Origin of the sequence: Streptomyces sp. KLMMK, assembly GCF_036961605.1 — a bacterium.
Lineage (GTDB): Bacteria > Actinomycetota > Actinomycetes > Streptomycetales > Streptomycetaceae > Streptomyces > Streptomyces telluris.
The window spans coordinates 1-18050 of sequence record NZ_JBAMDC010000049.1 but is presented as its reverse complement, the minus strand read 5'-3'; the positions used below and the strand labels follow the sequence as shown (position 1 = coordinate 18050).

The window sequence follows — 18050 nt, the reverse complement described above, 5'->3', positions numbered from 1 at the left end:
CATCATTGCGAGGCATACCCGGTGAACGTGCTGGACATCGTGCTGCTGATCGCCGCCGTGTGGTTCGCCGTCGTCGGCTACCGCCAGGGCTTCGTGGTCGGTGTGCTGTCGGTGATCGGGTTCCTGGGCGGCGGCCTCGTGGCGGTCTATCTGCTGCCCGTCATCTGGGACAGCGCCACCGGCGAGGCCACCCCGGGCACCGCCGCCGCCATAGCGGCCGTCGTCATCGTCATCGTGTGCGCCTCCGTCGGCCAGGCCGCCACCACCCACCTGGGCAACAAGCTCCGCCGCCACATCACCTGGTCCCCGGCCCGCGCCCTGGACGCCACGGGCGGCGCGCTCGTCAACGTCCTGGCGATGCTGCTGGTGGCCTGGCTGATCGGCTCCGCCCTCGCCGGCACCTCCCTGCCGACGCTCGGCAAGGAGGTCCGCAACTCCAAGGTGCTGCTCGGCGTCGCCCGGGTGGTGCCCCCGCAGGCCAACACCTGGTTCGCGGACTTCAGCACCGTCCTCGCGCAGAACGGTTTCCCGCAGGTCTTCGCGCCCTTCTCCACCGAGCCGATCACCAACGTGCCCGCCCCCGACCCCGCGCTCGCGGGCAGCCCCGTCGCCACGGAGGCCCAGCGCAGCATCGTCAAGGTCGTCGGCACCGCACCCAGCTGCGGCAAGGTCCTGGAGGGCACCGGCTTCGTCTTCGCCCCGCAGCGCGTGATGACCAACGCCCACGTCGTCGGCGGCGTCGACGAGCCGACCGTCCAGGTCGGCGGCCAGGGCCGGCAGTACGAGGCGAAGGTCGTCCTCTACGACTGGAAGCGCGACATCGCCGTGCTGGACGTGCCGGATCTGGAAGCGCCCGAGCTGCGGTTCGCGGAGGCCGATGCCGAGAGCGGCAAGGGCGCCATCGTGGCCGGCTTCCCGGAGAACGGCTCCTACGACGTGCGCGCCGCGCGCGTCCGCAGCCGCGTCCAGGCGAACGGCCCGGACATCTACCGCCGCGGCAACGTCCGCCGCGATGTGTACTCGCTCTACACGATCGTCCGTCAGGGCAACTCCGGCGGCCCTCTGCTCACGCCGGACGGCCGGGTCTACGGGGTGGTCTTCGCCAAGTCCCTCGACGACGCCGAGACCGGCTACGCCCTCACGGCGGACGAGGTGCGCGGCGACGCCACCACCGGGCGCCGGGCGACCGAGCGGGTCAACACCCAGGGCTGCGCCCTCTGAGCCCCTCCTGAGGGCCCTCGGGGAGTCCGCTCCGGGAGCTTGCTGGGGCCGGCCGCCCGGGGCCACGCGCACCGGCCGGGCGAGGTGCACCGGCCGGCCGGTCAGCGGCTGCGCAGCCGACGGACGTGCGGTCAGCGGCTGCGCGGGTGATGGCGAAGCCGCGCCGACACCCAGCGGGCGCGGCGGCGGATGATGCGCGGAATGCCGATGCGCGGATCGTGCCCGGCGGACGGCCGGTGCTCACCCCTCCCGGCCCTCTCCGGCAGCTCGCTCACGATCAGCGCGGCGTCGCCCTCGGCGCCCCGCTCCTGAGTCACGTCACGGTAGTCGTGCGTCCAGCCCATACCGTGCTCTGTGCCCGGGCCGAAAGGTCGGTAATCGCCCGGGGGTCCCCCAGTTGGCCTATGCGTCGGGCAATTGGCCGTTCGAAGAACGGACGTTCCTGCCCGCTGTGCGGTGCGGGAGGTGTGCCGGAGCGGCCCGTCACCTGCCCGGAACCGGCTCGGCCGGAGGCCTTCCGGCCACCGCTACCGGTCCGGCTCGGGGTCCTTGAGCCAGTTCACGAGCTCCGTCGAGAACGCCACCGGATCCTCCTCGTGGGGGAAGTGGCCCAGTCCGTCGAACAGCCGCCAGCGGTACGGCGCCTCCACGTACTCCCCGGAGCCCGCGGCGCTGCGCGTACGCATCACCGGATCGAGGGAACCGTGCAGGTGCAGCGTGGGCACCCGTACGGGCCGCTTCATGCGCCGGTTGAACTGGATGCCGTCCGGCCGCGCCATCGACCGCACCATCCAGCGGTACGGCTCGATCGAGCAGTGCGCCGTCGACGGGATCGTCATCGCCCGCCGGTAGGTGTCCACGGCCTCGTCCTCCGGCTGACGCGGCCCCGACCACTCCCGCATCAGACGCCCCACCAGTGCCGCGTCGTCGGCGACCAGCCGCCGCTCCGGGATCCACGGCCGCTGGAAGCCCCAGATGTGGCTGCCGGCCGAGCTCTGCTTGGGGTCGGCGAGCATCGCCGAGCGCCAGCGGCGCGGGTGCGGCATGGAGGAGACCGCGAGCCTGCGGACCAGCTTGGGCCGCATCACGGCCGCCGTCCACGCCAGGTAGCCGCCGAGGTCGTGGCCGACCAGCGCGGCGTCCGGCTCGCCCAGGGAGCGGATCACGCCCGTGATGTCGAGGGCGAGGTTGGCCGGGTCGTAACCCCGCGGCGTACGGTCGCTGCCGCCCACCCCGCGCAGGTCCATGGCCACGGCCCGGAACCCCGCCTCGGCGAGCACGGGCAGCTGGTGGCGCCACGTCCACCAGAACTGCGGGAAGCCGTGCAGCAGCAGGACCAGCGGCCCGTCGCCCATCTCGGCGATGTGGAACCGCGCGCCGTTCGCCGCGACGTCCCGGTGGACCCAGGGCCCCTCGGGACGTACGACCGACGCGGCGGAACCCCCCGGAACGCCCGTCGGAACCGGCCCCGGCAGGGCCGGGCCCGCCGGGCCCGCCGGGGAGACCGGGGAATCGGGATCGGGCGACGCGGTCGCTGCGGGGGTTTCGGGCACCGTCATACGGTCGAGCGTGTCACAGATGCGTCGGCGGGGCTCGTGTCGGTGAGCGGACGCGGGTGCGGTTTGACGGTGCCCAGCACCGCGGCCGTCTGCTTCGCCGAGGCGATGCTCTTCTCGGGCTTGCTCACCTTCTTGAACTTGGCCACCGCCAGCAGTCCGAGCAGCGCCGCGATCAGCAGGAACGCACCGCCGACGATCAGGAACGACCAGGCGAGCCCGAGGCCCAGGTTGTGGATGCCGTACGCGGCCGCGAAGCTGAGCACGGGCAGCGAGAAGAGGGCGAGCGTTCCGGCCGCGCCGATCGCGCCACCGCCGATGCCGACCCGCTTGACGTCCTGCCGCAGCTCGGCCTTGGCCAGTGCGATCTCGTCGTGCACCAGTGCGGACAGCTCGGTGGTGGCCGTAGCCACCAGCTGGCCGAGAGTGCGGTTCGCACCGTTCGCACCGTCGTCGGCTGCGCTCATCGGCTGCTCCCTCATCTTCGTCGCCACGTCATCCGCGGGCTTTCGGCGGATGTAAAGACTCTCAGATCATGCCGGACCATCGTCACGGGTGGTGTGCCCGGAGGCGACTTCGGCCAGCCTGCGGTGCTCGGCGGCCCTCGCCTCCAGGATCGCCGCCATCCGCAGGTGGTAGGCCGGGTTGTCCTGCTCGTAGATGTCGGGGATGCCGTCCTGGTCGTCGTCGCGGTCCTCGTCCGCGCACAGCTTCCTGTACTTGTTGTCGCGCAGCTTGAGCAGGACGCTCGCCACGACCGCGGCGATCAGCGACCCGACGAGCACGGCCGCCTTGACCTCGTCGGTCAGGACGGGGTCCGTGGCGAAGGCCAGCTCGCCGATCAGCAGCGAGACCGTGAAGCCGATGCCCGCGAGCGAGGCGACGGCCAGCACGTCGGGCCACTTCAGGTCCGGGTTGAGCTCGGCCCGGGTGAAGCGGGCCGCGAGCCACGTCCCGCCGAAGACGCCGACCGCCTTGCCGACCACCAGACCGAGGACGACACCCAGCGTTTCGGGCTTGGTGAAGACGTCCGACAGCGCGCCGCCGGAGACCACCACACCCGCCGAGAACAGCGCGAAGAGCGGCACCGCCAGCCCCGCCGAGAGCGGGCGCACGACGTGCTCGATGTGCTCGCCGGGGGAGTGCCGCTCGCCCTCGTGCCGGTGGCAGCGCAGCATCAGCCCCATGGCCACGCCCGCGATGGTCGCGTGGACGCCGCTGTTGTACATCAGGGCCCAGTTGACGACCGCCAGCGGCACGTAGACGTACCAGCCGCGGACGCCCTTGCGCAGCAGGAGCCAGAAGACGACCAGGCCCAGCACGGCGCCGCCGAGGGCCGCGAAGTTCAGGCCCGAGGTGAAGAAGACCGCGATGATCAGGATCGCGAACAGGTCGTCGACGACGGCGAGGGTGAGCAGGAACGCGCGCAGCGCCGAGGGCAGCGCCGTGCCGATGACGGCCAGGACGGCCAGTGCGAAGGCGATGTCGGTGGCGGTGGGCACCGCCCAGCCTGCTGTAGAACCGTTTCCGCTGGTGGCGACCGTGAAATAGACGAGCGCGGGCATGGCCATACCGCAGATCGCGGCGACGACGGGCAGCACCGCAGCCTTGGGGTCGCGCAGCTCGCCGGCAACCAGCTCGCGCTTGAGCTCGATGCCCGCGACGAAGAAGAAGACGGCCAGCAGACCGTCGGCCGCCCAGTGCTGGACGGACAGGTTCAGCCCCAGCGAGCCCGGACCGAAGTGGAAGTCGCGCACGGTCTCGTAGCTGCCGCGTAGCGGGGTGTTCGCCCAGATCAGCGCGGCGACGGCGGCGACGAGCAGGAGCACGCCGCCCACGGTCTCGGTGCGCAGGGCGTCGGCGAGGAAGTTCCGCTCCGGCAGCGGCAACCGGCCGAGGAATACGGAACGGCGGTTCTTGGGCGCGGCCACGGCGGGGGACCTCCAGGGTCGTCGGGTACACGTGTGCTGTGTGCCGACCAGACTTCCCGGCGCGCCTCTGATTCTTGTCGCATTTTTTACGCGACCACTCCTTACCTTAACCGGAACGAGTGACTCGAAACGAGCGAAAGGGCGCCCGGCCGCTGCCGGGCGCCCTTCCGGGGAGTCACTGCTCCTCCGGTCAGTCCTCGCTGGAGGCGGCGGGAAGCTGGGACTGGATGAGGTCCATGACCGAGGAGTCGGTCAGGGTGGTGACGTCGCCGAGGGTGCGGTTCTCCGCAACGTCGCGCAGGAGCCGGCGCATGATCTTGCCCGAGCGGGTCTTGGGCAGCTCGGCGACCGGGAGGATCCGCTTGGGCTTGGCGATGGGGCCGAGCTGCTTGGCGACGTGCGCCCGAAGCTCCTCGACCAGCCCTTCCTCACCGGCGTCGGCCCCGCCGCGCAGGATGACGAAGGCGCAGATCGCCTGGGTGGTCTGCGGGTCCGTCGCGCCGACGACGGCCGCCTCGGCGACCTTCGGGTGCGAGACGAGGGCGGACTCGACCTCGGTGGTGGAGATGTTGTGGCCGGAGACGAGCATGACGTCGTCCACGCGGCCGAGCAGCCAGATGTCGCCGTCGTCGTCCTTCTTGGCGCCGTCGCCCGCGAAGTACTTGCCCTCGAAGCGGGACCAGTAGGTGTCGAGGTAGCGCTGGTCGTCGCCCCAGATGGTGCGGAGCATCGAGGGCCACGGCTCGGTGAGGACGAGGTAGCCGCCGTGGCCGTCGGGCACCTCGTGGGCCTCGTCGTCGACGACGGTGGCGGCGATGCCGGGGAGGGGGACCTGTGCCGAGCCCGGCTTGGTGTCGGTGACGCCCGGCAGCGGGCTGATCATGATGCTGCCGGTCTCCGTCTGCCACCAGGTGTCGACCACCGGGGTGCGGTCGGCGCCGATGTGCTTGCGGTACCAGACCCAGGCCTCGGGGTTGATGGGCTCGCCGACCGAGCCGAGGACGCGCAGGCTGGACAGGTCGAACTTGGCCGGGATGTCGTCGCCCCACTTCATGGCGGCGCGGATCGCGGTCGGCGCGGTGTAGAGGATCGTGACGCCGTACTTCTGGACGATCTCCCACCAGCGGCCCTGGTGCGGGCTGTCGGGCGTGCCCTCGTAGAGGACTTCGGTGGCGCCGTTGCTGAGGGGGCCGTAGACGATGTACGAGTGGCCGGTGACCCAGCCGACGTCGGCGGTGCACCAGAACACGTCCGACTCGGGCTTGAGGTCGAAGACGGCGTGGTGGGTGTACGACGCCTGGGTGAGATAGCCGCCGGTGGTGTGCAGGATGCCCTTCGGCTTCCCCGTGGTGCCCGAGGTGTAGAGGATGAAGAGCGGGTGCTCGGCGTCGAACGCCTGCGGCGTGTGCTGCTCGGGCTGGCGGTCGACGAGGTCGTGCCACCACACGTCACGGCCCTCGGTCCAGCCGATGCCCTCCTGACCGGTGCGCCGGACGACGAGGACGCTGCGGACGTCTTCCGTGCCGGGGCGGGTGAGGGCCTCGTCCACGGCGGGCTTGAGGGCGGAGGGCTTGCCGCGGCGGTAGCCGCCGTCGGCGGTGATGACGACGCGGGCGTCGGCGTCGTTGATGCGCGTGGCGAGGGCGTCGGCGGAGAAGCCGCCGAAGACCAGCGAGTGCGGGGCGCCGATGCGCGCACAGGCCAGCATCGAGACGACGGCCTCGGGGATCATCGGCAGGTAGATCGCGACCCGGTCGCCCGCCTTCACGCCCAGCTCGGTGAGGGCGTGTGCGGCCTTGGAGACCTCGCGCTGGAGGTCGGCGTAGGTGATGGTGCGGGTGTCGCCCGGCTCGCCCTCGAAGTGCAGCGCGACGCGGTCGCCCAGGCCGTTCTCCACGTGGCGGTCGACGCAGTTGTACGCGACGTTGAGCTTGCCGTCGGCGAACCACTTGGCGAACGGGGGGTTCGACCAGTCGAGGGTCTCGGTCGGCTCGGTCTCCCAGCTCAGGCGGCGGGCCTGCGCGGCCCAGAAGCCCAGCCGGTCAGCCTTCGCCTGCTCGTACGCCTCCGCGGTGACGTTGGCGCTCGCGGCCAGGGCGGCAGGCGGTGCGAAGCGGCGCTCCTCCTTCAAGAGGTTGGCCAGGCTCTCGTTGCTCACAACATCTCCCTTTCCCAGGGTGCCCGTTGGGTGACCGTGCTGTGCCCGGTGGGTGCCCGTAGTGTCCCGGGGCATAGCTCACCAGCCCGGGGCACACCCTGACAAGGGCTGTTGATAAAAATTGGTTTAGACCTGTAGAAACCCTGACGGCCGGGCCGGACGGCACAGGGGTCAGACGGCGTCGAGGACCTCGGGGCGCACGGCCGTGAAGGTGCGCGAGGGCGGGTCCAGCACATAGGCCTGGGCCTCGCCCACGTGGAAGTACATGCCGTGGAGCTGGAGCGACCCCTCGGCCACCCGGCGGGCGACGCAGTCGTGGGCCATCAGGTGGTCGAGCTGCTGCATCACGTTGACGAGCGCGAGCCGTTCGAGGGCGTCGGCCACGGGACGGTCCGCCATCGCCACCTCGCCGCGGCCGAGCCGCCCGATCCGCTGCATTCTGGCCAGGCTCGGGCGGCCGTGCCGCAGCCAGCGCACGAGCGGCGTCTGCGGGTCGGCAGGAGTCCTGCCGCCGGACGCCTTGCCGCCGGATGCCGTGCCGTCGCCGGCGCGGCCCGTGGTGCCCCGGCCCGTGGCGCTTTGGACGGCCGAGTCGAGCAGGGCCTGCATCGCGCCGCACCCCGAGTGCCCGCACACCGTGATGCTGCCGACCTTCAGCACCTCGACCGCGTACTCCACTGCGGCGCCGACGGAGTCGCAGGACCCGTCCGTGGCGGGCGGCGGGATCAGATTGCCCACGTTGCGCACGGTGAAGAGATCGCCCGGCCCGCTGGAGGTGATCATGCTGGTGACCAGCCGGGAGTCGGCGCAGGTGAGGAAGAGCTGCGTCGGGCACTGGCCCTCGCGGGCGAGCCGCGCCAGCTCGTCCCGTACGAGCGGGGCGGTGTTGCGCTGGAATGCGCTCACCCCACCCAGAAGTTGCTGCCCGCCGCCCGGCGCGGGGGCATCCGCCGGGCCGGCCGGCCGGGTGCAGTGGTGATTGCGCCAGGGCGTCCAGGGGCGGCATGCGTGCGTGCTGACCGGCTCGGCGATCGGCCGACCGCCCCGGCCCCTGAGGGTGACCCATCCGCCGCGCGCGCGATGGGCATTGGTCCACGACTGCAGGGTGTCGTAGGCGGTGTGATCCATGAAGGAGCCGCCCAGCTCGACGATCACCACGGCTCCCGCCGGGATCTGGGCGAGCGCCCGGCTCAGCCGCGGAACCGCCAGGAACGTCAACTGGCCGCTGACGCGGACCATGTGGGCGGCGCCGTCCTGCTCCATGGTGATGCGCGTGTAGGCGAGCCGCCGCAGGGAGAGGAACGCCGTGACCACGATGCCGACGGCGACCCCCTGCAGGACGCCGAACAGCACCACGGCCCCGAGCGTGGACGCGTACATGGGGAACTCGCGGTGCCGCTGTACGTGCTTGATGTGCGCGAAGCTCACCATCTTCACTCCCACCACCATCACCAGAGCGGCCAGGGCCGCCAGCGGGATCAGCTCCAGGACCGTCGTGAGCAGGCCGGCGCAGAGCAGCACCCACAGCCCGTGCAGCACGGTGGACTTGCGGGAGGCGGCACCCGCCTCCACGTTCGCCGATCCGCGGATGGCGCCGCCGGCGATCGGCAAGCCGCCCAGGAGCCCGGAGACGACATTGGCGGCGCCCTGGCCCGCGAGCTCGCGGTCGAGGTCGGCCGGGCCCTCCTGCATGCCTGCGCGCTCGGCACGCAGCCGGTCCACGGCCACGGCGGAGAGCAGGGATTCCATGCTCGCCACGAGCGTCACCGTCAGCACGGCCGCGAAGATGCCCAGCACCGGTCCGTCCGGCAGGGCGGGCAGCGCCTGCAAGCGCCACTCGGGTAGGGAGACGCGGGGCACAGGCATGCCGGTGCTCACGCCGGTGGCGGCGGCCACGGCGGCGAGGGGGGCGGGGACCGTACGCAGCCACTGCCCGGCCCGGCCGGGCAGCCGGGGCCAGACCACCAGCACGGCCGCGGTGACGGCTCCGACCAGCAGGGCCGACGGGTGCGGATGGCTCAGCTCCGAGGGGAGCGCGGCCAGATTCTCCAGCGCGGAGCTGTTCGGGGTGTCGCCCAGGACGACGTGGAGCTGGCCGAGCGCGATCGTCACACCGATGCCCGCGAGCACGCCGTGCACGATCGCCGGGCTGACCGCCAGCGCGCCTCGCGCAACCCGGGCGGCGCCGAGGGCGAACTGCGTCAGGCCCGCGAGGGCCGTGATGGCGCAGGTGGCCCGCCAGCCGTACTGCCCGACCAGCTCGGCGGTCACCACGACCAGGCCCGTTGCGGCACCGCTCACCTGGAGCGGCGCACCCCCCAGCAGGCCCGCGACGATGCCGCCGACCGCCGCCGCCACCAGCCCGGCCTGGAGCGGGGCTCCGGTGGCCAGCGCGATGCCCAGGGAGAGCGGGACGGCGATGAGGAAGATGACGAGGGAAGCGGACAGATCCCGGCGCCAGGTGGACTGGTCGGGGGCCTGCGGGCCGCTGCCTTCGGCTGCCGGCGGACGGTGTGTCGATGGGGGCTGAGGCTGCATGGTCGTTCCCGTCTTCGTCGGGCGGCGCGAATGCGGTGAAGACGCGGCCGTGGACACGGCGCGCAGCGGCGGGAGCGGCTGCGGTGGCGGGGGTTAACTCAACTCTCGGTAAACGAATCGTAATGGAGAGTAAAGAGGCGTGGAAAGAATGACGGGTCGAATAAAGGCGCGGTTCCATCTATCGAGTGAATTCGTCATTTCATCTGCTCGTCATTCCCGCGTGTTGGCTCCCCACGTGCGACGTTGAAGCGCCGAATCGGGCAGCAGTGAAGGCAGAGGTGGCTGATGGCCGCTGGATGGAAAGTGGCGCTGGGCGCTCTCACGGCTCTCGCCCTGGCGACGGGTTCGGCCGGCTGCTCGGGCCATGCGGAGCCCGGGGAACTGCGCGGCTCGGTGGACCCGGAGGCAGCCCGGCGGCCCGTCCGCCTCATCGGTGACGGCTCCACCGCGGACACGGGCCCCCAGCCCGGCCAGCCCGCCCCCGACCGCCTGCAGCCCGGTCACAGGCCGCCGCAGTTCGTCGTCTTCTCCTGGGACGGCGCAGGTGAGGACGGGCAGCACCTGTTCTCGCGCTTCCGCCGCGTCGGGCAGAAGTACCACGCCACGATGACGTACTTCCTCAGCGGCGTGTACATGCTCCCCGCCGGGAAGCGGCGGGTCTACAAGCCGCCCAGACACCGCGCCGGAGCGTCGGACATCGGCTTCAACACCGTCAAGGGCGTCAAGGACACCGTCGAACAGCTCCGTGGCGCCTGGCTGGACGGCAACGAGATCGGCACACACTTCAACGGGCACTTCTGCGGGCCCGACCGGGGCGTCGGCACCTGGACGCCCAAGGAATGGGGGAGCGAGATCCGGCAGGCGCGCTCCCTCGTCCGGCGCTGGAAGACCAACGCGGGCCTGAAGGAGGAGGAGCCGCTGCCCTTCGACTACACCAAGGAGCTCGTCGGCGGCCGCGCCCCCTGCCTCGAAGGCCAGCGCAACCTCATCAAGGCCGCCAGGACCATGGGCTTCCGCTACGACGCGAGCTCCGTGGGCGGCCGGCAGGTCTGGCCGCACAAGATCGAGGGCCTCTGGGACTTCCCGCTGCAGGACATCCCGGTTCCCGGGCGGGGCTTCGAGACCCTCTCGATGGACTACAACTTCCTTGCCAACCAGTCCGGGACGACCCGCGGCGACCGTTCCCTGCACCGTGCCTGGGGCAAGCAGATGCGCGACGGCCTGCTCTCGGGATTCCACCGCGCCTACCGCGGCAACAGGGCGCCGTTCTTCATCGGCGACCACTTCGAGTCCTGGAACGGCGGCACCTACATGCGGGCGGTGGAGAGCACCATCAAGGCCGTCTGCACGAAGGAGGAGGTGCGCTGCGTGTCGTTCAGGCAACTGGCCGACTGGCTCGACGCGCAGGACAACAGGCTCCTCGCGGAACTGCGCAAACTCGATGTGGGCCAGGCGCCCAAGGGCGGCTGGGAGCGCTTCCCCGCCGCCCGGCGCGTCAGGCGGGCTGCGGGCTAGTCGCCCAGCGCTCGTCCAGGACGAAGGCGGGGTCGACCTGGGCCGCCAGGTCGGCGCCCGTCTTCGCGTTGCCCCAGCTCTCCGCGTTCTTCAGGTGGAAGTGCACCATCTGGCGGGTGTAGCGCTGCCAGTCCCGCAGTCCGTACGAGCCGTCCGCCGTCTCGCGCAGGGTCCGCAGCGCCTGGTGGTTGTGCTCTTCGAGCAGGCCGAAGCGGGGAGGCCGGCCCTTCTCCATCGCCCGCACCCAGTCGGAGTGGCCGAAGGTCACCAGCAGGTCCTCGCCCACCTCCTCGCGCAGGAAGTCGACGTCGTCGGGGCCCTGCACCTTGTTGCCCACGACCTTCAGGCAGACGCCGAAGTCGCGTGCGTACTCCTTGTACTGCCGGTAGACGGACACGCCCTTGCGGGTGGGCTCCGCGACCAGGAACGTCATGTCGAAGCGGGTGAACATGCCCGAGGCGAAGGAGTCGCTTCCGGCCGTCATGTCGACCACGACGTACTCGCCGGGGCCGTCCACCAGGTGGTTCAGGCACAGCTCGACCGCCCCGACCTTGGAGTGGTAGCAGGCGACCCCGAGATCGGATTCGGTGAAGGGTCCCGTCACCATCAGCCGCACGGCGCCGCCGTCGAGCTCGACGGGCCGGGCGCACGCGTCGTAGACCGGGTTGTCCTCGCCGATCCGCAGCAGGCGCGAGCCCTCGCCCGGAGGAGTCGTCTTGATCATGGTCTCGGCGGAGGTGATGCGCGGATTGCTGCCGCGCAGATAGTTCTTGATCAAGGGCAGCTGAGCCCCCATCGCGGGCAGTGCGGAGGTCTCCTCCTCGTCCAGCCCGAGCGCCGCGCCGAGGTGCTGGTTGATGTCGGCGTCCACCGCGACGACGGAGGCGCGGTCAGCGGCGAGGTGGCGGATGAACAGCGAGGACAGCGTGGTCTTGCCGCTGCCGCCCTTCCCTACGAAAGCGATCTTCATGTTCACCAAGCGTAGGTGTGAGGGTGCACGGAGTGAGAGCTGCGCGTGAAGAAGACCACTCGTTCGAGGGGTGTAGACCCGAAGTGCGTACTGTCTTACGCATGAGTACGACTGCCGATCCGCTCGCCGCCCTGGCTTCGCTCCCCGGAGTGGCCGACGCCGTGGACTCCGTGCGCAAAGCCGTGGACCGCGTCTACGGGCACCGGGTGATGCGCCGCCGCAGCAACGAGATCACCTCCGAGGCCGCGCTGCGCGGCGCACGCGGCTCGGCCGCGCTGTCCGGCGCCGACTGGGCGCTCGAAGAGGTGCGCCGCCGCACCGACTTCGGCGTCGAGGGCGAGGCGCGGACCGTGGGTGCGGCCCTCCGGCTGACCGCCGAGGCCGGGCAGCTGCTCAGCGTGTGGCGGCAGTCCCCGCTGCGGGTGCTGGCCAGGCTGCACCTGGTGGCCGCTGGCGGGACGCGGCCGGACGAGACGGTGGGCCGCCCCCGGCTGGCCGGCGAGCCGGTCGAGGAGCCACTGGTCCGGCTGGCGGTGCCCAGCGCGTCGGAGGTGGCCGGGCGGCTCGAGGGCCTGGCCGGGCTGCTCCTCGCGGGGACCGGGGCGCCCGCGCTGGTGACGGCGGCCGTGGTGCACGGCGAACTCCTCGCCCTGCGCCCCTTCGGCTCGTGCAACGGGCTCGTGGCCCGGACAGCCGAGCGGATCGTGCTGGTGGGCAGCGGCCTCGACCCCAAGTCGATCTGCCCGGCCGAAGCCGGCCACGCCGAGCTCGGCGGGGAGGCGTACATGGCGGCGCTCGACGGCTACGCCTCCGGGACGCCGGAGGGTGTCGGGGCCTGGATCGCGCACTGCGGCCGCGCGGTCGAGCTCGGCGTCCGGGAGAGCACGGCGGTGTGCGAGGCACTCCAGCGCGGGGCCGCCTGAACGGCGAAGGCGCCGGAAAGGGTTGCGGCGGTACCGGTCAATTCCGGTACCGCCGCTGGCATGTTCGCCGGGTTACCATGCGTGCACGATATTTGCCCATCAGGCCGGGAACTTCGCCCGTCACCTGGTGCGGCTGGCCCGTAATCGACGGGTCGGCGTCGCGTGGGTGCCCGACGTTCATGCTTCGGTCCGTGGGGCCGTGGTGCGTGAAGGGCGTCCTCCCGGATGTCCCTGGTCTCGCGGGCCGTTAAGTCCTTTCTACTCCTGTCACTGTCGAAGTGGAAGGCTGAGCCGCAGATCTTTGTATTTAATGCTGAATCTGGGCAATGCGGACGCCGGGTTCGCGGCGTCTCCCGGCCAGCCAGACGAGGCCCGCCGTGGCTGCGGCGGCGCCGACCGCGGCCGCGGCGACGAGGGCGGGACGCGATGGCATCGACAGGGCGGGCACCCGCTGCTTGAGCCGCACCGGGCGGTTGAAGGTGAGAACCGGCCAGTCGCGTGCTGTGGCCTCGCGGCGCAGCGCCCGGTCGGGGTTGACCGCGTGAGGGTGGCCGACGGTTTCGAGCATGGGGATGTCGGTGATCGAGTCGCTGTAGGCGTAGCAGCGGGAGAGGTCGTATCCCTCGGATTCGGCGAGCTCCTTGACGGCTTCGGCCTTGGTGGGGCCGTAGGCGTAGTACTCCACTTCGCCGGTGAAGGCGCCGTTCTCGACGACCATGCGGGTGGCGACCACGCGGTCGGCGCCCAGGAGTTCGCCGATGGGCTCGACGACCTCGGCGCCCGAGGTGCTGACAATGACCACATCGCGCCCGGCGGTGTGGTGTGCTTCGATGAGGGAGGCGGCTTCGTCGTAAATGATCGGGTCGATGAGTTCGTGCAGGGTCTCGGCGACGATCTCGCGGACCTGCTGGACATTCCAGCCCCTGCAGAGCGCCGAGAGATACTCGCGCATCCGCTCCATCTGATCGTGGTCGGCTCCGCCGGCGAGGAAGACGAACTGCGCGTACGCGGTGCGCAGCACGGCACGTCGGTTGATCAAGCCACCTTGGTAGAACGACTTGCTGAAGGTGAGCGTGCTCGACTTCGCAATGACCGTCTTGTCCAGATCAAAGAACGCGGCTGTCCGGGGCAACGAGTGGTTTTCCACGGTGCCGAGCATAGGCGCCCTCCATTCGGCGTAAGCTGAGGCGTGTGGGTTTGCCTGAGAAGGCTCTCGGGTACACCATGGAAGTCACGGATCGTTCGCGACCGTGTCTAACCCGGTCCGACTCCTCCCCCCCCGAGTCGGCCGTGGGGACGACCCCCGCTCTCCCCCCCGGCGGGGGTCGTCGCATGTCCGGATGCTTTTTGCAGGGCCCCACCCGGCATTCCTCCCTCCCGCGCCGCCCGCTCAGCGGCTGCCTCCCCTCCTTCATACACGCTACGCAGCGTAATCGGCAGGCTGCTCTCCGGAAGTCACCGGTATAGGTGACCGGGATATTCACAGCGGTTGAGTTGTCCACAGTTTTTGACCAAGATCCACATTATTTTCCAGTTCCCTGCACGGTGATTCCCCCGCGCTCTTCCGCGATGTCCGCGGATGCGAGAGCGCGCAGTGAGACGGGGAGGACGCCGTGGCCGGATCCAGCGCATCCGATTGGCCGCCCGCCGCCGGCAGGAGGCGGCGCGGCCCACTGATCATCGCCGAGGACGAAGAGCTGCTCGACGACCTGTTGCGCCTGTGCGCGGCGGCCGGAGCAGTGCCCGAAGTGGCGCACGGGGCACCGGCGCGCCGAGGCACCGGGCAGGATCCGCCGCTGATCCTGGTCGGTGAGGACTGCGCCCGTCGTCTGCGCGGATCCCGCCTCGCGGCGCACGGGGAAGCGGTGCTGCTCGTCGGCCGGGACCGCGGCGACGCCGGAGTGTGGCGGCTGGCCATGGAGATCGGCGCCCGGGACGTGGCGCTGCTGCCCGGCTGCGAAGGCCGGCTCGTGGAGCGGATTGCCGATGCCGTCGAGGGGGCCGGGCGGCCCGCCCTCACCGTCGGGGTGATCGGCGGACGCGGCGGCGCGGGGGCGAGCACGCTCGCGTGCGCGCTCGCCGTCGGCGCGGCCGGCGCCGGGCGGCGCACCATGCTCATCGACGGCGACCCCCTGGGCGGCGGCCTCGACGTCCTGCTCGGAGGCGAGAGGGCCGAGGGACTGCGCTGGCCCGCCTTCGCCGACTCCCGGGGCCGGGTGGCGTGTCACGCCCTGGAAGAAGCCCTGCCCGAGCTCCACTCGCTCCGCCTGCTCAGCTGGGACCGGAGTCCGTGTACGGCCGTGCCGCCCGATGCGATGAAGGCCGTGCTGGCCGCCGCGCGCCGCCGTGGCGGCGCGGTCGTCGTCGATCTGCCGCGCAGGCTGGACGAAGCGGCCCTCGAAGCCCTCGGGCAGCTGGATGCGGGCCTGTTGGTGGTGCCTGCCGAGCTGCGGGCCGTGGCCGCGGCGCACCGCGTCGCCGCCACCGTCGGCTCCGTCCTCGGCGATCTGCGGGTGGTCGTCCGCGGCCCGCGTGCCTCCGGGCTCGACGGAGAGGAGATCGCCCGCCTCCTCGGCCTGCCCCTCGCAGGCGACCTTCCCCCGGAGACGGGCTTGCAGTCCGCACTCGCGGCAGGCAGACCGCCGGGCGGCGAGCGCGGCCCGCTGGCGCGGTTCTGCACCGACTTCTGGGCCTGCTTCGAGGCCGCCCAAGGGGCGTCGGCATGAGCCCCGGACTGCTGGACGCCGTACGGCTGCGGCTGGCCGAGAGCGGAGCCGAGCCCACGCCCGCCAGGGTCGCCGAGGCCCTGCGCCAAGAGGGGCGGCTGCTGGGGGACGCCGAGATCCTCGGCGTCGCGGCCCGGCTGCGTTCCGAACTGATCGGCGCAGGCCCGCTCGAGCGGCTGCTCGCCGAGCCCGACGTCACCGACGTCCTGGTCACGGCGCCCGACGAGGTCTGGGTCGACCGCGGCGCCGGCCTGGAGCGCGCGGACGTGACCTTCCCGGATGCGGCGGCGGTGCGCAGGCTCGCCCAGCGGCTCGCCGCGATCGCGGGCCGCCGGCTGGACGACGCCCGGCCCTGGGCCGACGCGCGGCTTCCCGACGGGACCCGGCTGCATGCGGTGCTGCCGCCGATCGCCGTCGGCTCGACGTGCCTGTCCTTGCGGGTCGTCAGGCCCCGAGCCTTCACCCTGGCGGACCTGACGGCCGCCGGGACCGTGCCACCGGGCGGGGACCGGCTGCTGCGGGCGGTGCTGGAGGCGCGGCTGTCGTTCATCGTCAGCGGCGGAACGGGCTCCGGCAAGACGACGTTGCTGACCACCTTGCTGGGGCTCGTGGCGGCGGACGAGCGGATCGTGCTCGCAGAGGATTCGGCCGAACTGCGCCCGGATCACCCGCACGTCGTCCGGCTGGAGACCAGGCCGGCGAACCAGGAGGGCATGGGTCTGGTCACCTTGCGGGATCTGGTGCGGCAGGCCCTGCGGATGAGGCCGGACCGGCTGGTGGTGGGCGAGGTCCGCGGACCGGAGGTCACGGACCTGCTGGCCGCGCTCAATACGGGCCATGAGGGCGGCTGCGGCACGGTGCATGCGAACGCCGCGGCGGACGTGCCCGCCCGGCTGGAAGCGCTCGGCTCCACCGCGGGGCTCGACCGTGCCGCGCTGCACAGCCAATTGGCGGCGGGGCTGTCGGTCGTGATCCACCTGGTGCGGGAGCGGAGCGGCCGTCGGCGCGTCGCCGAGGTGCATGTGCTCGAGCGGGACGGCGCCGGGTTCGTCACCACAGTGCCCGCCGCCGTGTGGGGGGCCACCGGCTTTCAGGAGGCGCGCGGGTGGACCCGGCTGGTGGAGCTGTGCGAGCGCGGCGGAGTGACGCCGTGACGGCCGCCGGGATGTTGCCGCCGGCCACGCTCGCGGGCGTTGCCGCACTGGGCGCCCTGTTCACGGCCTGGCCGCCGGGCGGTTCCGGGAGGGAGCTGCGCCGCGCCCGGCTGATGCTCGCAGGTGGCGGCTTGCTCGTCCCTCCTGCTCCTTGGCCGCCCGCCCTGGTGGGCGAATGGGGTGCCCGCCTGCGGCGCTGGGCACGGGCCCGGATGGAGTGGGCGTGCATCCCGCTCGGCGGTGCCGTGGCTCTGCTGGGCGGGTCGGTGCTGCCGCTGCTGGCGGCGCTGGTGGCCGTGCCGCTCGTACGCAGGTGGCTGGCCGCCCGCGGAGAGCAGCGCGAGAGGGAGCGGCGGGAAGCGGCCGTGATCGAGCTGTGCGGGACCGTCGCGGGCGAACTGCGAGCCGGCCGGCAGCCCGGCCAGGCTCTGGCCGGTGTGCCCGCGGGGGACTTGGGGCCGCAATGGACGGCGGTCTCGGCGGCGGCGAGGTTCGGCGGGGACGTTCCGGAGGCCCTGAGAGCCGTGGCGGCCCGCCCCGGGGCCGAGGGGCTGCACGGCGTGGCCGCCTGCTGGCGCGTCGCCGTCGACGGTGGCGCCGGGCTCGCCGCCGGGCTCGAACGGGTCGCGGCGGCCCTGAGCGCCGAGCGGGACCAACGGGAGGAGCTGCGCTCGCAGTTGGCGGGCGCGCGGTCCACCGCGGTGATGCTGGCCCTGCTGCCCGTGCTCGCCCTGCTGATGGGCGGTGCGCTGGGGGCGGCGCCGCTGAGGGTGCTGCTGCACACCCCGGCCGGGCTGGGCTGTCTGCTCCTCGGCGGGCTCCTGGAGGTTGCCGGTATCGCCTGGACCGGGCGGATCGTACGGGCGGCGGCGGGGGAGCGCGGAAGGGTCGGCGGGCCCGGCGCGTCAGGCCCTGCGGAAGGGAAGGCGCCGTGAGGGGAAATGTTATCCACAGCCTGTGGATGATGATTCTTCCGGGAATCGCCGCCCTCGGCGCAGTGGTGGTGGCGGTCCGCGTGCGCAGGAGGCGGACGGTACGCCGCCGGATCGCCGCGCTGTTCGGCGGGGCGCCGGCAAGGGCCGAGAAGGGACGCCGGCTGCGTGCCCTGACCGGTCGGCTGCCGGGGATCCGGGACGGGCTGCTTGCAGCCGGGGCCGGAGCCGCAGGGGTCATCCTCCTCGGAGGAGCCGCCGGCTGCGCAGCGGGACTCGCCGCCGCGTACGGCATGTGGCGGTGGCTGCGGCGCCGGAAGCGGGGCGGCGGGCCGGACGGCCTCCCGGCCGAAGAAATCGAGGGGCAACTTCCGCTGGCCGCCGACCTCATGGCGGCTTGCCTGGCCGCCGGGGCCGGGCCGCGGG

The 18050-nt window shown here is 72.2% G+C and carries 14 protein-coding genes and 1 pseudogene; 7 read left to right on the top strand and 8 right to left on the bottom strand.

What is annotated here, in order from left to right; genetic code table 11:
* Positions 1–21: 21 nt before the first annotated feature.
* Complete coding sequence (locus V7793_RS11745) at positions 22–1221, top strand: MarP family serine protease (protein WP_336005399.1); 1200 nt, start codon at positions 22–24, stop codon at positions 1219–1221.
* 131 nt (positions 1222–1352) lie between these two features.
* Here the strand turns inward: V7793_RS11745 and V7793_RS11740 are convergent, their stop codons facing one another.
* The 6 genes from V7793_RS11740 to V7793_RS11715 all read right to left on the bottom strand — a co-directional run bounded on the left by V7793_RS11740 (position 1353) and on the right by V7793_RS11715 (position 9404).
* Complete coding sequence (locus V7793_RS11740; protein WP_168093686.1) at positions 1353–1565, bottom strand: hypothetical protein; 213 nt, start codon at positions 1563–1565, stop codon at positions 1353–1355.
* Positions 1566–1748: 183 nt separating this feature from the next.
* The gene (locus V7793_RS11735) at positions 1749–2780 is read right to left on the bottom strand and encodes an alpha/beta fold hydrolase (protein WP_336005395.1); all 1032 of its coding nucleotides are present in this window, start codon (positions 2778–2780) and stop codon (positions 1749–1751) included.
* Positions 2777–3244, bottom strand: coding sequence for a phage holin family protein (locus tag V7793_RS11730; protein ID WP_058045547.1), 468 nt, complete (start codon positions 3242–3244; stop codon positions 2777–2779). The genes V7793_RS11735 and V7793_RS11730 overlap by 4 nt, the downstream gene beginning before the upstream one ends.
* Before the next feature lie 66 nt (positions 3245–3310).
* A complete protein-coding gene (gene nhaA / locus V7793_RS11725; RefSeq protein ID WP_336005392.1) occupies positions 3311–4708 on the bottom strand; it encodes a Na+/H+ antiporter NhaA in 1398 nt (465 codons plus the stop codon).
* A 190-nt stretch (positions 4709–4898) separates the two neighbouring features.
* A complete protein-coding gene (acs, locus tag V7793_RS11720) occupies positions 4899–6941 on the bottom strand; it encodes an acetate--CoA ligase (protein ID WP_443057885.1) in 2043 nt (680 codons plus the stop codon).
* Between the two features lie 96 nt (positions 6942–7037).
* Complete coding sequence (locus V7793_RS11715) at positions 7038–9404, bottom strand: SulP family inorganic anion transporter (protein ID WP_336005386.1); 2367 nt, start codon at positions 9402–9404, stop codon at positions 7038–7040.
* 285 nt (positions 9405–9689) lie between these two features.
* Here V7793_RS11715 and V7793_RS11710 point away from each other — a divergent pair, with 285 nt between their 5' ends.
* The gene (locus V7793_RS11710; protein WP_336005383.1) at positions 9690–10919 is read left to right on the top strand and encodes a hypothetical protein; all 1230 of its coding nucleotides are present in this window, start codon (positions 9690–9692) and stop codon (positions 10917–10919) included.
* Here V7793_RS11710 and V7793_RS11705 read toward each other — a convergent pair.
* Positions 10900–11889, bottom strand: a complete 990-nt coding sequence (locus V7793_RS11705; protein ID WP_168093692.1) for an ATP-binding protein — start codon at positions 11887–11889, stop codon at positions 10900–10902. The two genes, V7793_RS11710 and V7793_RS11705, sit on opposite strands and share 20 nt — an antisense overlap.
* A gap of 101 nt (positions 11890–11990) precedes the next feature.
* Between V7793_RS11705 and V7793_RS11700 the strand changes: the two genes are divergently transcribed.
* Positions 11991–12812, top strand: a complete 822-nt coding sequence (locus tag V7793_RS11700; protein WP_336005379.1) for an oxidoreductase — start codon at positions 11991–11993, stop codon at positions 12810–12812.
* Positions 12813–13119: 307 nt separating this feature from the next.
* On the opposite strand, the gene V7793_RS11695 is transcribed toward V7793_RS11700, so the two are convergent.
* Positions 13120–13971, bottom strand: coding sequence for an HAD family hydrolase (locus V7793_RS11695; RefSeq protein WP_336005378.1), 852 nt, complete (start codon positions 13969–13971; stop codon positions 13120–13122).
* A 454-nt stretch (positions 13972–14425) separates the two neighbouring features.
* On the opposite strand from V7793_RS11695, the gene ssd reads away from it, so the two are divergent.
* The 4 genes and pseudogenes from ssd to V7793_RS11675 all read left to right on the top strand — a co-directional run.
* Positions 14426–15538, top strand: a complete 1113-nt coding sequence (ssd, locus tag V7793_RS11690; protein ID WP_336005375.1) for a septum site-determining protein Ssd — start codon at positions 14426–14428, stop codon at positions 15536–15538.
* Positions 15535–16692, top strand: coding sequence for a TadA family conjugal transfer-associated ATPase (locus V7793_RS11685; protein WP_336005372.1), 1158 nt, complete (start codon positions 15535–15537; stop codon positions 16690–16692). The genes ssd and V7793_RS11685 overlap by 4 nt, the downstream gene beginning before the upstream one ends.
* An 11-nt stretch (positions 16693–16703) precedes the next feature.
* Positions 16704–17627 (top strand): type II secretion system F family protein, encoded by a 924-nt coding sequence (locus V7793_RS11680; RefSeq protein ID WP_443057887.1) that lies wholly within the window; start codon positions 16704–16706, stop codon positions 17625–17627.
* Between the two features lie 26 nt (positions 17628–17653).
* Positions 17654–18050 (top strand): annotated as a pseudogene (locus V7793_RS11675) (type II secretion system F family protein); the annotation flags it as partial.

Coding starts and splice junctions, on each gene's coding strand:
- V7793_RS11740 (WP_168093686.1), bottom strand. CDS start 1,565: ATGGGCTGGACGCACGACTACCGTGACGTGACTCAGGAGCGGGGCGCC.
- V7793_RS11735 (WP_336005395.1), bottom strand. CDS start 2,780: ATGACGGTGCCCGAAACCCCCGCAGCGACCGCGTCGCCCGATCCCGAT.
- V7793_RS11730 (WP_058045547.1), bottom strand. CDS start 3,244: ATGAGCGCAGCCGACGACGGTGCGAACGGTGCGAACCGCACTCTCGGC.
- acs (WP_443057885.1), bottom strand. CDS start 6,941: ATGCCCCGGGACACTACGGGCACCCACCGGGCACAGCACGGTCACCCA.
- V7793_RS11715 (WP_336005386.1), bottom strand. CDS start 9,404: ATGCAGCCTCAGCCCCCATCGACACACCGTCCGCCGGCAGCCGAAGGC.
- V7793_RS11710 (WP_336005383.1), top strand. CDS start 9,690: ATGGCCGCTGGATGGAAAGTGGCGCTGGGCGCTCTCACGGCTCTCGCC.
- V7793_RS11705 (WP_168093692.1), bottom strand. CDS start 11,889: ATGAAGATCGCTTTCGTAGGGAAGGGCGGCAGCGGCAAGACCACGCTG.
- V7793_RS11700 (WP_336005379.1), top strand. CDS start 11,991: ATGAGTACGACTGCCGATCCGCTCGCCGCCCTGGCTTCGCTCCCCGGA.
- V7793_RS11695 (WP_336005378.1), bottom strand. CDS start 13,971: ATGCTCGGCACCGTGGAAAACCACTCGTTGCCCCGGACAGCCGCGTTC.
- V7793_RS11685 (WP_336005372.1), top strand. CDS start 15,535: ATGAGCCCCGGACTGCTGGACGCCGTACGGCTGCGGCTGGCCGAGAGC.
- V7793_RS11680 (WP_443057887.1), top strand. CDS start 16,704: ATGTTGCCGCCGGCCACGCTCGCGGGCGTTGCCGCACTGGGCGCCCTG.